The organism is Pseudomonas sp. QTF5 (assembly GCF_000512695.2).
GTDB lineage: Bacteria > Pseudomonadota > Gammaproteobacteria > Pseudomonadales > Pseudomonadaceae > Aquipseudomonas.
The window spans coordinates 171,324-183,075 of record NZ_AZRW02000004.1 but is presented as its reverse complement, the minus strand read 5'-3'; the positions used below and the strand labels follow the sequence as shown (position 1 = coordinate 183,075).

Annotated in this window: 13 protein-coding genes; 6 read left to right on the top strand and 7 right to left on the bottom strand. The window is 58.8% G+C overall.

The window, feature by feature from the left end; all coding sequences use genetic code 11:
• Positions 1-66 precede the first annotated feature (66 nt).
• The gene (locus tag IC37_RS05020; protein ID WP_030129726.1) at positions 67-1,053 is read right to left on the bottom strand and encodes an NAD(P)/FAD-dependent oxidoreductase; all 987 of its coding nucleotides are present in this window, start codon (positions 1,051-1,053) and stop codon (positions 67-69) included.
• A gap of 196 nt (positions 1,054-1,249) precedes the next feature.
• Between IC37_RS05020 and IC37_RS05015 the strand changes: the two genes are divergently transcribed.
• The gene (locus tag IC37_RS05015) at positions 1,250-2,158 is read left to right on the top strand and encodes a TIGR01777 family oxidoreductase (RefSeq protein WP_030129727.1); all 909 of its coding nucleotides are present in this window, start codon (positions 1,250-1,252) and stop codon (positions 2,156-2,158) included.
• Between the two features lie 8 nt (positions 2,159-2,166).
• Complete coding sequence (gene hemH / locus IC37_RS05010; RefSeq protein ID WP_030129728.1) at positions 2,167-3,189, top strand: ferrochelatase; 1,023 nt, start codon at positions 2,167-2,169, stop codon at positions 3,187-3,189.
• Between the two features lie 139 nt (positions 3,190-3,328).
• On the opposite strand, the gene IC37_RS05005 is transcribed toward hemH, so the two are convergent.
• Together IC37_RS05005 and upp are read right to left on the bottom strand one after the other, a co-directional pair.
• On the bottom strand, positions 3,329-4,603 hold the full coding sequence (locus IC37_RS05005) for a uracil-xanthine permease family protein (RefSeq protein WP_030129729.1): 1,275 nt from the start codon (positions 4,601-4,603) through the stop codon (positions 3,329-3,331).
• Positions 4,604-4,605: 2 nt separating this feature from the next.
• On the bottom strand, positions 4,606-5,244 hold the full coding sequence (gene upp, locus IC37_RS05000) for a uracil phosphoribosyltransferase (protein ID WP_030129730.1): 639 nt from the start codon (positions 5,242-5,244) through the stop codon (positions 4,606-4,608).
• 165 nt (positions 5,245-5,409) lie between these two features.
• Here upp and IC37_RS04995 point away from each other — a divergent pair, with 165 nt between their 5' ends.
• The 3 genes from IC37_RS04995 to IC37_RS04985 all read left to right on the top strand — a co-directional run bounded on the left by IC37_RS04995 (position 5,410) and on the right by IC37_RS04985 (position 6,982).
• On the top strand, positions 5,410-5,967 hold the full coding sequence (locus tag IC37_RS04995; protein WP_030129731.1) for a hypoxanthine-guanine phosphoribosyltransferase: 558 nt from the start codon (positions 5,410-5,412) through the stop codon (positions 5,965-5,967).
• Positions 5,968-6,145: 178 nt separating this feature from the next.
• Entirely contained in the window at positions 6,146-6,631 is a 486-nt protein-coding gene (locus IC37_RS04990; RefSeq protein WP_030129732.1) for a hypothetical protein, read from the top strand.
• 63 nt (positions 6,632-6,694) lie between these two features.
• The gene (locus IC37_RS04985; RefSeq protein WP_030129733.1) at positions 6,695-6,982 is read left to right on the top strand and encodes a PA4642 family protein; all 288 of its coding nucleotides are present in this window, start codon (positions 6,695-6,697) and stop codon (positions 6,980-6,982) included.
• Between the two features lie 226 nt (positions 6,983-7,208).
• On the opposite strand, the gene mqo is transcribed toward IC37_RS04985, so the two are convergent.
• Both mqo and IC37_RS04975 read right to left on the bottom strand, forming a co-directional pair.
• Complete coding sequence (gene mqo / locus IC37_RS04980; RefSeq protein WP_030129734.1) at positions 7,209-8,717, bottom strand: malate dehydrogenase (quinone); 1,509 nt, start codon at positions 8,715-8,717, stop codon at positions 7,209-7,211.
• 739 nt (positions 8,718-9,456) lie between these two features.
• On the bottom strand, positions 9,457-9,690 hold the full coding sequence (locus IC37_RS04975; RefSeq protein WP_030129735.1) for a hypothetical protein: 234 nt from the start codon (positions 9,688-9,690) through the stop codon (positions 9,457-9,459).
• 205 nt (positions 9,691-9,895) lie between these two features.
• On the opposite strand from IC37_RS04975, the gene IC37_RS04970 reads away from it, so the two are divergent.
• Positions 9,896-10,480: a YajG family lipoprotein gene (locus IC37_RS04970; protein WP_007905851.1), complete on the top strand. Its 585-nt coding sequence runs from the start codon at positions 9,896-9,898 to the stop codon at positions 10,478-10,480.
• A gap of 166 nt (positions 10,481-10,646) precedes the next feature.
• Here IC37_RS04970 and IC37_RS04965 read toward each other — a convergent pair whose 3' ends face one another.
• Together IC37_RS04965 and IC37_RS04960 are read right to left on the bottom strand one after the other, a co-directional pair.
• Positions 10,647-11,024: a DUF6124 family protein gene (locus tag IC37_RS04965; protein ID WP_030129736.1), complete on the bottom strand. Its 378-nt coding sequence runs from the start codon at positions 11,022-11,024 to the stop codon at positions 10,647-10,649.
• Positions 11,025-11,352: 328 nt separating this feature from the next.
• Complete coding sequence (locus tag IC37_RS04960) at positions 11,353-11,559, bottom strand: hypothetical protein (protein ID WP_030129737.1); 207 nt, start codon at positions 11,557-11,559, stop codon at positions 11,353-11,355.
• Between the last annotated feature and the right edge of the window lie 193 nt (positions 11,560-11,752).

The window sequence follows — 11,752 nt, the reverse complement described above, 5'->3', positions numbered from 1 at the left end:
TTGTATAGGTTTTTTGCGAGGCTGCTGCCAATGTCGACAGCAGCGATGGGCTGGACTTGATTCAATTCACTGCAGATGTTCGTGCAGCCGGCGGGCTGCTTCCTGACCACTGAGCCAGGCGCCCTCGACACGGCCGGACAGGCACCAGTCGCCGCACACATACAGGCCCAGATCAGCATCGGCCAAGGCACCCCACTCATGGCTGCTGGCCGGCCGGGCGTATAGCCAACGGTGAGCGAGGCTGAAAGTCGGAGCAGGCATGGCGTCGTGCAGCAGTTCGGCAAAGGCACCGTGCAATTGCTCGATCACCGCTTCCTTGGACAGGTCGATATGTTGCCGGCTCCAGGTGCTGGTGGCGTGTAGTACCCAAGTGTCGAGGGTGGTATCGCGTCCCGGTTTGCTACGGTTGCGTGCCAGCCAGTCGAGAGGACTGTCCTGCACGAAGCAACCTTCGATGGGGGTTTCCAGTGGCGTGTCGAACGCCAGGGCGACGGCCCAGGTCGGCTCCATTTTTACCCCGGCGGCGGCTCCGGCGAGTTTCGGTGCGGTCGCCAGCAGCGCGGTCGCCTGAGGGGCTGGCGTGGCGATAACGACATGACTGAACGGGCCGTGGGTGAAGCCCTCGGCGTCTTGCAGATGCCAATGTTCTTCACCGCGATAGACCTCGGTGATGCGGCAGGCGAAATGCACTTCCAGATCACCGAGCAGGCCGCGCGTGATCGCGCTCATGCGTGGCGTGCCGACCCAGCGAGTCTGTTCGTCCGGCGAAGGCCTGAGCTGGCCACCGTGAAAGGTATAGAGCTGCGGCGTCCACACGGCGACCCAGCCGTTGGCTTGCCAGCGCTGGACTTCGGTGACGAAGCGACGGTCGCGGGCAGTGAAATATTGCGCGCCCATGTCCAGAGCACCCGCATCGCTGCGCTTGCTCGACATGCGTCCGCCACTGCCGCGGCTTTTATCGAAAAGTTGAACGACATGCCCGGCCTCCGTCAGGGCCTGGGCGGCTGAGAGTCCGGCGATGCCGGTGCCGATGATTGCGATAGGTACAGTCATAGGGGCCTCGTTTACCTTTCTGTACAGACTACGCCGTGGTTCAAACCTGTACAATATTGTTTTTTGGTATAACTTTTAGCGTCCTCGTTCTGACAGCTTGGCCTATTGTTAAGCACAGAGCCTGCCCAATACCAAAGATCCCTGCTTATAAAAATAGACTAGTGATCAGGGTAAAACGCCACGCGAGGAAGATGTCATGCACATATTGCTGACCGGCGGTACTGGTTTGATAGGACGTCAACTCTGCCGACACTGGTTGAGCCAGGGACATCGCCTGACGGTCTGGAGTCGCACGCCTGCAAAAGTCGCCCAAGTCTGTGGCACTCAGGTACGTGGAATCGCACGGCTTGATGACCTGGGTCAAGAACCGGTGGATGCCATTATCAATCTCGCGGGTGCGCCGATTGCAGATCGGCTCTGGACTCATAAACGCAAAGCCTTGTTGTGGAGCAGCCGGATCACCCTGACCGAAACCCTGCTGGCCTGGCTCGAAAGCCGTGAGCAGAAACCGCAGGTGCTGATTTCCGGCTCCGCGATCGGTTGGTACGGCGACGGTGGTGAGCGGGAGTTGACTGAAGAATCTCCACCGGTCATCGATGATTTCGCCAGCCAGTTGTGCGTCGCCTGGGAGGAAACCGCGCAGCGCGCCGAAGCCTTGGGCATTCGTGTGATCCTCATCCGTACCGGATTGGTGCTGTCCGCCGAGGGCGGCTTTATGTCGCGGCTGTTGTTGCCGTTCAAACTGGGGCTGGGCGGGCCGATCGGCAACGGTCGGCAGTGGATGCCGTGGATTCATATCAAGGATCAAATCGCCCTGATTGATTTTCTTCTGCACCGCAATGAGGCCAGCGGTCCATATAATGCCTGCGCGCCCAAGCCGGTACGCAATCGCGAATTCGCCCAAACGTTGGGTAGCGTGTTGCATCGTCCGGCGTTCATGCCGATGCCGACCCTCGTGTTGAAGGTGGGCCTGGGCGAGTTGTCATTGTTGCTGCTGGGTGGCCAGAAGGCCATGCCGGCTCGCTTGCTGGAAGCGGGCTTCACTTTCCAGTTCACCGATTTGCGCGCGGCGTTGGACGATCTGTCCAGCCGCCTTAAGAAATAGGACGTTGCATGACCGATCACGCGTTGCTTCTGGTCAACCTGGGTTCACCTGCTTCCACCTCGGTGGCGGATGTGCGCAGCTACCTCAATCAATTTCTGATGGACCCGTATGTGATCGACCTGCCGTGGCCGGTGCGGCGTTTGCTGGTGTCGTTGATTCTGATCAAGCGCCCGGAGCAATCGGCCCACGCTTATGCGTCGATCTGGTGGGCGGACGGCTCGCCACTGGTGGTGCTCAGCCGTCGTCTGCAGCGGGCGATGACCGCGCAGTGGACTCACGGGCCGGTTGAACTGGCGATGCGTTACGGCGAGCCGTCGATTGAATCGACTCTGGTGCGGCTGGCTGCCCAAGGGCACAAAAAAGTTACTTTGGCGCCGCTCTACCCGCAGTTCGCCGACAGCACAGTGACCACGGTGATCGAAGAGGCCAGGCGAGTGGTGCGGGAGAAGAAACTCGACGTGCAGTTCTCGATTCTCCAGCCGTTCTACGATCAGCCGGAATACCTCGATGCGTTGGTGGCCAGTGCCAAGCCTTATTTGCAACAGGATTACGATCACCTTTTGCTGAGCTTTCATGGTTTGCCGGAGCGGCATCTGAAGAAGCTCAACCCGGGACACAGCTTCGAAGGTGGCGGTGATTGCTGCGCCGGTGCGCCGCCGGAAGTGGTCGCGACCTGTTACCGCGGTCAGTGTCTACGCACCGCCGCGGAGTTTGCCAAGCGCATGGGCATACCGGACGGCAAATGGTCGGTGTCGTTTCAGTCGCGTCTGGGGCGTGCCAAGTGGATCGAACCCTACACCGAAGCGCGCCTCGATGAGTTGGCCAAAAGCGGCGTGAAAAAGGTCTTGGTAATGTGCCCGGCATTCGTCGCCGATTGCATCGAAACCCTGGAAGAGATCGGTGATCGAGGGAAGGAGCAATTCCGCGAAGCGGGAGGGGAGGAGTTGGTGTTAGTGCCGTGCCTCAATGATGATCCACAGTGGGCCAAGGCGTTGAACGCGTTGTGCGAAAGGGCCCCGATAGCGTTGTAAGATTTGACGGCCATTCGCGAGCAAGCCCGCTCCCACATTAGATATTCGGTGAACACAGATTTTGTGTTCGGCACCGACCAAATGTGGGAGCGGGCTTGCTCGCGAAAGCTATCTCACAAACAACAAAGACTTCAAACCACTACAACAACGGCTCATCCGCCTGCTTGTGCTTCCAGCTGTCATGGCCCGGCAGCAACAGGTTCAGCGCAATCGCCACCACCGCGCACAGCGCGATGCCTTTGAGGCCGAAATCGTCCGGGCCAGTTCCTGTACCGACCAGCACGCCGCCAATCCCGAACACCAGCGTCACCGAGACAATCACCAGATTGCGTGCTTCGCCCAGGTCGATCTTGTGGCGAATCATTGTGTTCATCCCCACCGCAGCGATCGAACCGAACAACAGGCAGAGAATCCCGCCCATTACCGGCACCGGGATGCTTTGCAGCAGGGCGCCGAACTTGCCAATGAACGCCAGGCTGATCGCAAAGATCGCCGCCCAGGTCATGATTTTCGGGTTGTAGTTTTTGGTCAGCATCACCGCGCCAGTCACTTCGGCATAGGTGGTGTTGGGCGGGCCGCCGAATAAGCCGGCTGCGGTGGTGGCAATGCCATCGCCGAGCAGGGTGCGGTGCAGGCCGGGTTTTTTCAGGTAATCGCGGCCGGTCACGCTGCCGACCGCAATTACGCCGCCGATATGCTCGATCGCCGGGGCCAAGGCTACCGGAACGATGAACAGAATCGCCTGCCAGTTGAATTCCGGCGCCGTGAACTGGGGAATCGCGAACCACGGTGCAACGGCAATCTTCGCGGTGTCGACCACCCCGAAATAGAACGCCATGGCAAAACCCACCAGCACGCCAGAGATTATCGGCACCAGGCGGAAAATGCCTTTGCCGAACACCGCGACGATCAGAGTGGTCAGCAGCGCCGGCATCGAGATCAACATCGCCGTCTGGTAAGGAATCAGCTCCGTGCCGTCGCCGGCCTTGCCCATCGCCATGTTGGCGGCGATCGGCGCCATGGCCAGGCCGATGGAGATGATCACCGGGCCAATCACCACCGGTGGCAGCAAACGGTCGATGAACCCGGTGCCTTTGATCTTCACGGCTAGACCGAGGAAGGTGTAGACGAAACCGGCCGCCATCACACCGCCCATGGTCGCCGCCAGGCCAAACTGGCCCTTGGCGAGAATGATCGGCGTGATGAAGGCGAAGCTCGAGGCGAGGAACACTGGCACCTGACGCCCGGTGACGATCTGGAACAGAATCGTCCCAAGGCCTGCGGTGAATAGCGCGACGTTCGGGTCGAGGCCGGTAATCAACGGCATCAACACCAGCGCGCCAAAGGCCACGAACAGCATCTGCGCACCCGACAGCACTGTGCGCCAGAGCGGATCGTTGAACTCTTCCTGCATGCTCAAGCGTCCTTCTGCTTGGTGCCGAAGATCTTGTCACCGGCATCGCCCAAGCCTGGGATGATGTAACCGTGTTCGTTCAGTTTTTGATCGATGGAAGCGGTGTAAATGATCACGTCCGGGTGAGCCTTCTCAACCACGGCAATGCCTTCTGGCGCGGCGACCAGCACCATCGCGCGGATGTCCTTGCAGCCGGCCTTTTTCAGCAGGTCGATGGTGGCGACCATCGAACCACCGGTGGCGAGCATCGGGTCGATGATCATCGCCAGGCGTTCGTCGATTTCCGGTACCAGTTTCTCAAGGTAGGTGTGGGCTTCGAGGGTTTCCTCGTTGCGGGCCACGCCCACGGCGCTGACTTTGGCGCCCGGGATCAGGCTCAGCACGCCTTCGAGCATGCCGATACCGGCACGCAGGATCGGCACCACGGTAATTTTCTTGCCGGCGATTTTCTCGACCGACACCGTGCCGCACCAGCCTTCGATGTCGTAGCTTTCCAGCGGCAGGTCTTTGGTGGCTTCATAAGTCAGCAGGGCACCGACTTCCTGAGCGAGCTCACGGAAATTCTTCGTGCTAATGTCGGCGCGGCGCATGAGGCCAAGTTTATGACGGATCAGCGGATGGCGGATCTCGAGGATGGGCATGGGAAGGCTCCGGCGGCGGGCAAAAAAACCGGCCTAGATTAATCTATCCGAGGGTGTTGTCCTATAGACATATAGAACGTTAGTCCACAAACGCTTGATCTGGCCTCGCTTGATGCGTACCTTTGCCCGTTTTTCCGAATCCGCCACCCCCCCTTGGAGAGCACCATGTCCGCTGATCTCGAGCATATCCGTCAAATCATGCGAGAGGCTGACTGCCTGTACACCGAAGCTGAAGTCGAGGCGGCCATCGCCCGCGTCGGTGCACACATCAACGATCAACTGGCGGACAGCAACCCGGTGGTGTTCTGCGTGATGAACGGCGGGCTGATTTTCTCCGGCAAACTGCTGACGCATCTGAACTTCCCGCTGGAAGCGTCCTACCTGCATGCCACCCGTTATCGCAACGAAACCAGCGGCGGCGAGCTGTTCTGGAAAGCCAAGCCGGAAGTCTCGTTCATTGACCGCGACGTACTGATCATCGATGACATCCTCGATGAAGGTCACACCCTGGGCGCGATCATCGACTTCTGCAAACACGCCGGTGCCCGTGCTGTGCACACCGCCGTGCTGATCGACAAGGACCACGACCGCAAGGCTCGCCCGGACCTGAAAGCCGATTTCGTCGGCCTGCCGTGCATTGACCGTTACATCTTCGGTTACGGCATGGACTACAAAGGTTACTGGCGTAACGCCAACGGGATTTTTGCTGTTAAAGGCATGTAAGACCCAGCGCTAATCCCCCTGTGGGAGCGGGCTTGCTCGCGAAAGCGTCGGCACATTCAACATAAATGTGTCAGTCAGACCGCTTTCGCGAGCAAGCCCGCTCCCACACGGTATGTGTTCACAGATCCACTTCCATGCACACATGCTAGAGTGCTCGGCCCCGCCCCCGGAGCCATCCATGAGCCTTTTGATCCGCAGCTGCGCCGCCCTGTTGCTGACCCTCAGCCTGCCCCTGGCCGCCGCCCCGTCGCCAATGCATTCGCAGTTTTTGCCTCCAGACGACCTGACCCTGCGTGACGCCGAACCCGAGCAGCAACAACTGCTGCAGGTCACCGAGTATTCCGTGGTGATCGGCAGCCAGCGCCAGTCCAACCAACAGCCGATCCCCGTCACATCGCCACTGCTGATCCGCCTCAAGGGCAAATCCTTGAACAAGGGTGCGACCATCAGCCAGGTGCTCGTCAACTTCGATGGCGAAAGCAAAAGCCTGAAAAAGCCGATCTACGACGAAAAAAACAAAACCCTGACCCTCTTTTACCCGCTGGCCCAGTACCGGGTGGTCATCGACTTGCTGCGCAACGACACGGTGTATTGCCAGTTTTTGAGTTACGCCAACGGCCATATCTGGGCCGATCTGCACACCGGGGCCGTGCGTCCGCGTTGAGCCCGGCGCCAAGGGAAGGGTAAACTGCCCGCCCCGTGAAATGTCTGCGAGCTGGAGTCGGCAATGCGTAAAGATAAGAAGCAAGTGATTGGTGACGAGATCGGCGATGCGCAGATCAAACTGTTCCTCGATTTCGAGCCGGTCGACGCCACTTCACCGTCGCTGCACAAACTGATCAAGGCGTACCGTGGCCTGCGCATTGATGACTTCGAGCGTTTTCTGACGTTCTTTGTCGAAGCTTGCCTGGACCTGGATGGCAAGGATGAGCACGGCAATGACTTCGTCGCCCTGATCAAGGATCAGCGCAACGCAGCCGAGTACATCGAGCTGATCAACAAGGCTCGCGGTTAACCTCAGACACACCGGTTGTTGCCCTGAGTTGGTTGGTGCTTGTGCTGGCCCCTTCGCGAGCAAGCCCGCTCCCACATTTGATTTGTGTACGCCGATCCACTGTGGGAGCGGGCTTGCTCGCGAAGGCGGTGTAACTAACACCGAGGGTCTTAAGGCCATCTGTTGCACAGCCCATAAAAAAACGCCCCGCCCTCAATGAGGACGGGGCGTTTTTTATGCGGCCGAATCAAGCGTAGCTTTCGGTCTCGTTACTGGCTTCAACCAGTTCCAGCGCGACGTTGTTGTGCGCATTGATCTTGCGATACAGCGCAGCGTCGGTTTCCAGAACCTTTTCCCGAGCCGGGAAGATTTCCGCCAGTTTGGCAGCCCATTCACCGGACGCTTTATTCGGGAAGCATTTTTCGATCAGCTCAAGCATGATCGAAACAGTCACCGAAGCGCCTGGGGATGCGCCGAGCAGAGCGGCAAGGGAACCGTCCTTGGCCGCGACCAGTTCGGTACCGAACTGCAGAACGCCGCCTTTTTTCGGGTCTTTCTTGATGATCTGCACCCGTTGGCCGGCCACTTCCAGGCGCCAGTCTTCGGCTTTCGCCTGTGGATAAAAGCGACGCAGGGACTCCAGACGCTGCTCCATCGACTGCATCACTTCGCTGACCAGGTACTTGGTCAGGTCCATGTTGTTTTTGGCCACGGCCAGCATCGGGCCGATGTTGCCGGCGCGAACCGACATCGGCAGGTCCATGAACGAACCGTGCTTGAGGAACTTGGTGGTGAAACCGGCGTAAGGTCCGAACAGCAGGGACTTCTTGCCATCGACCACGCGGGTGTCCAGGTGTGGCACGGACATCGGTGGCGAACCTACCGCAGCCTGGCTGTAGACCTTGGCCTGGTGGTGCTTGACCACTTCCGGGTTGTCGCAACGCAGCCATTGGCCGCTGATCGGGAAACCGCCGAAGCCTTTGCTTTCTTCGATGCCCGAAGCTTGCAGCAGTGGCAATGCCGCACCGCCGGCGCCGAGGAACACGAATTTCGCATCGATGTCACGGGTATTGCCGCTGTTGACGTCCTTGATGCTGACAGTCCAGCCACCGTTGTTACGCTTCAGGCCGGTCACACGCTTGCAGTACTTGACCTGGGCATCGGGGGCGCTGGTCAGGTGCTTGAGCAATTGGTTGGTCAGGGCGCCGAAGTTGACGTCGGTGCCATTGAGCACGCGGGTGGCGGCGAGGGTTTCGCCAGGATCCCGACCAGGCATCATCAACGGCATCCACTCGGCCATTTTGGCCTTGTCTTCGGTGTATTCCATGTCCGAGAAAGCGTGGTGTTCGCTCAGCGTCTTGAAACGTTCCTTGAGGAAGGAGACGCCGTCGTCGCCCTGCACGAAGCTCAGGTGCGGCACCGGGCTGATGAACGACTTGCACGAGCCGAACGTGCCTTTTTTGGTCAGGTAGGACCAGAACTGCTTCGACACCTCGAACTGAGTGTTGATGTGCACGGCTTTCTTGATGTCGACGGTGCCGTCGGCGGTCTGTGGCGTGTAGTTCAGCTCACACAGCCCGGCGTGACCGGTACCGGCGTTGTTCCACGGATTGGAACTCTCCGCGGCACCGGAATCCATCAGCTCGACGACTTCCAGCTTGATCGCGGGGTCGAGCTCTTTGAGCAGTACCGCAAGGGTGGCACTCATGATGCCGGCCCCAACCAGTACTACGTCGACTGCTTCGTTATGCGCCATTTAACGCGTCTCCAAAATCTGCAGCACCAAATTGTCGGCATAGCTGCCAGGCGTTCCGGGGCGTGTCAGTGATGCCCCAGGTACCCATGGCCAGGATCGCCATGTCCGAATCTTCGCAATTTTTCGCAACTTCGACGGATGCATGCGGCCTGGCTTCAAGAGTCACATGAACTCATTTCGGCACGCGGCTGGCAATTCGACTTATGGTCGAGACATCCGTTTGTGCAACCAAATCCGTAGCGGACAGGCTTCAGGCTCCGGTGTTCGAGGAATACTCGGTCCTGTGTCGTTGGGCTGTTGTAGACGCTAATGGTGCATGTTCAGACGCAAAACTATTCATTTGCTCGCCACACTCTTGTGAAGTTGTGAAAACCCGTTTTTTTCACGCTCTTTTGAAGACGTGAACCTCAAAAAAGGGCTGTCCCAGCCTGGCACCGTGCCCGGATGGATTGCCGCCATGGGGTACATGACAGACAAAACGGGCAAACAGCTCAGTGACCGAGCGTAATGACAGCTCTGCAGATTCGCGAAAAGTGGTGATTTGCTTGAGGAACAGCAAGCGCGCCAGCTTCACTCGATCTGTGTGGGCGGCTCTCTGTGGGCGGTGCGGGGGTGTCAATACCGAGGCATTGACGATGCTGCGAGGCCCGATCAGGAGACGTCCTTATAATCGGGGGGAGATTGTATCTAAGAAACGCAGGGAAATGGTCGTGTTTAATGACTTTTATTAGGCGTCCGGTCAGGTGGTCAACAGTTGTTGCGCGCGCACACGTGGCTGGCGCTGACTGACACGGGCGCTGGCGGGCAGGGGATGGTGCAGCCAGTTGAGGCGGATTTCTTCGATTTCGACCCAGCCATCGCCCATCGGCTGGAGGCTGCACTGTTTGAATGCCTGGCAACGGCCATCGCGGTCGAGCAGGGCAAAACAGCGATGCAGTGGACGTGGCGCGAACATCGAGATGAGAAAACGCATGGCAAAGTACCTTGTGGGGTGACTGCTATGAAGGTTGCCAGTGAGCCATGACGTGCATGTGTAAGGTCGGTGACAGATGTGTGACAGGAACCGCGCTGCGCCGGGTTTGTCAGAGATTTTAGTAATCGTTGTGCGAAGCTAGTTTGCCGCAGTGGCGCACCGCTATACTGCGGGCCTGTTTGTGCCTGATTCTGGAGAGAAGAGCATGTTGCAACGCCTGTTGTTCGGTTTGATCACTGTGACCAGTTTGACCCTCGTCGGCTGCGCCCACAGCCCGCAACAACTGAACCCGGAACCCAAACTGACAGCTCAGCTGGCGCCGGTCGGCCGTGGCCAGCCGGTGGTGGTGCGTGTGGTGGACGGTCGTCCGTCGCCAACGTTGGGGACCCGTGGCGGTCTGTACCCGGAGACCAGTGCGATCACCGTTCAGGGTGCACAGATTCTGCCGAAGCTGCAGGCTCAGGCTGAAGCGGCCGTGCGCTTGCTGGGCTTTACCCCGACGGCCAACGCGCTGAATGCGCCGCAATTGACGGTGACACTGGCCGAGCTGAAGTATCAGTCGCCCAAAGAAGGCCTGTATGTGACTGAGGCAACGATTGGCGCGACGTTCCGTTCCGATGTTCAGAATGCCAACCGTCGTTACAGCGGTCGTTACGGTGCGTCGCTGGATCAGCGTTTTGGCATGGCGCCGAATCAGGAAACCAATACCAAGCTGGTCAGTGATGTGTTGAGTGATGCATTGACCCGCTTGTTCAAGGACCCGACGATTGGTCAGGTGCTTGCCGAGTAACGGTTTGCTTCTTGTTTAAAGAACCCGGTGTCAGCGATGGCACCGGTTTTTTTTCGTGTCCGCAGATTCATTGTTGGAGCGAGTCTGCTCGCGAAGGCGGCGTGCCAGGCGACATCAATGTTGAATGTCAGGCCGCTTTCGCGAGCAAGCCCGCTCCCACATTAAATCAGCTGTGTGGCGCAGGTTTTGGGATGGCAACGTTATCCAGCATCCGGTTCACCGCCAGTTCTGCCAGCATGACAATCTGTTGAATTGCCATCGCCGTGTGCCGGTGCGGCCCTTCCAGGTACCCCGCAAAATCACTCGCCATCACACTGGCCTGGGCCAACGATTCACAGGTGTGGGCCAACAGGTCTTCGTCTTTGATATCCGGCGCAACCATATACATCGTGCTCGGTTTGCGGGCCACGGGTGATTTGAGGGCGGCTGGGTTGAGGTAGTGATCGAGCGCGCGGTTAGCGGCGTCGTGGAGTTTTTTTGAATCGAGGGATTCGTAAGGGGAAGTGCTGTCCGCTTCGGGCGGATTTGGTGTTTCTTTGAACATGGTGACGCTCCGAATGAAAGGTTTAGCTGCCACGATCGCTGCGACGCGATTGAAGGAGGCAGCTGTACGCGGGGTCGCAGACCGAGCCATTCGGAAACCCGGCATACCCGAAGGTATCCCGCGCACAGCCACCATTAAACCAAACGACTAGCACCGAAGCGCTCCGGTTTGGGCCGGCGATTATGCACCAAATGAGCTGAACTGAACGGACTGCGACGCCCGGTCGCTGATGTGCAGCGACCCCCCAAGACTATCCACCCCATTTCCGAGCGACAACCTTCAAAACCTGTCGGAATCTTCCCTTTCAATCACCGCGTTTGTAGGACGCTCAAGCCGCCTCCGAATAAAAATCCAGAACACTCACCCCCGTCAGCAAATCCGCCTCTGGCAAATCCGCATGTTGATGCCCACCCAGCGCGCAATACACCAGCCAATGCCGGTCCTGAACGTTGAAGGCGAGGCTGCCGACTAAGGTTTGTTGTTCGTCGCTTTGGGCAATGAGGTAGAGGCGGTCCTGGTTTTCGGCGTGGAGCATGACGTGGTCCGTGTCGGTTTCGAGGGGCGACAGACTGGCGGATTCAGATGACGGCGCCATGACACAGGACAGTAATCGGCTAAATGGTTTCGTTATTTGTCGGAAAGCCGGGGCAGGTCGGAGCGCTTTCGGTAGAATCCGCGCCGTGGTCGTCGGTCCGGCGTCTGCTACACCGGTTAGCCTGAGGTTTGTG

Coding starts and splice junctions, on each gene's coding strand:
- IC37_RS05020 (WP_030129726.1), bottom strand. CDS start 1,053: ATGACTGTACCTATCGCAATCATCGGCACCGGCATCGCCGGACTCTCA.
- IC37_RS05015 (WP_030129727.1), top strand. CDS start 1,250: ATGCACATATTGCTGACCGGCGGTACTGGTTTGATAGGACGTCAACTC.
- hemH (WP_030129728.1), top strand. CDS start 2,167: ATGACCGATCACGCGTTGCTTCTGGTCAACCTGGGTTCACCTGCTTCC.
- IC37_RS05005 (WP_030129729.1), bottom strand. CDS start 4,603: ATGCAGGAAGAGTTCAACGATCCGCTCTGGCGCACAGTGCTGTCGGGT.
- upp (WP_030129730.1), bottom strand. CDS start 5,244: ATGCCCATCCTCGAGATCCGCCATCCGCTGATCCGTCATAAACTTGGC.
- IC37_RS04995 (WP_030129731.1), top strand. CDS start 5,410: ATGTCCGCTGATCTCGAGCATATCCGTCAAATCATGCGAGAGGCTGAC.
- IC37_RS04990 (WP_030129732.1), top strand. CDS start 6,146: ATGAGCCTTTTGATCCGCAGCTGCGCCGCCCTGTTGCTGACCCTCAGC.
- IC37_RS04985 (WP_030129733.1), top strand. CDS start 6,695: ATGCGTAAAGATAAGAAGCAAGTGATTGGTGACGAGATCGGCGATGCG.
- mqo (WP_030129734.1), bottom strand. CDS start 8,717: ATGGCGCATAACGAAGCAGTCGACGTAGTACTGGTTGGGGCCGGCATC.
- IC37_RS04975 (WP_030129735.1), bottom strand. CDS start 9,690: ATGCGTTTTCTCATCTCGATGTTCGCGCCACGTCCACTGCATCGCTGT.
- IC37_RS04970 (WP_007905851.1), top strand. CDS start 9,896: ATGTTGCAACGCCTGTTGTTCGGTTTGATCACTGTGACCAGTTTGACC.
- IC37_RS04965 (WP_030129736.1), bottom strand. CDS start 11,024: ATGTTCAAAGAAACACCAAATCCGCCCGAAGCGGACAGCACTTCCCCT.
- IC37_RS04960 (WP_030129737.1), bottom strand. CDS start 11,559: ATGCTCCACGCCGAAAACCAGGACCGCCTCTACCTCATTGCCCAAAGC.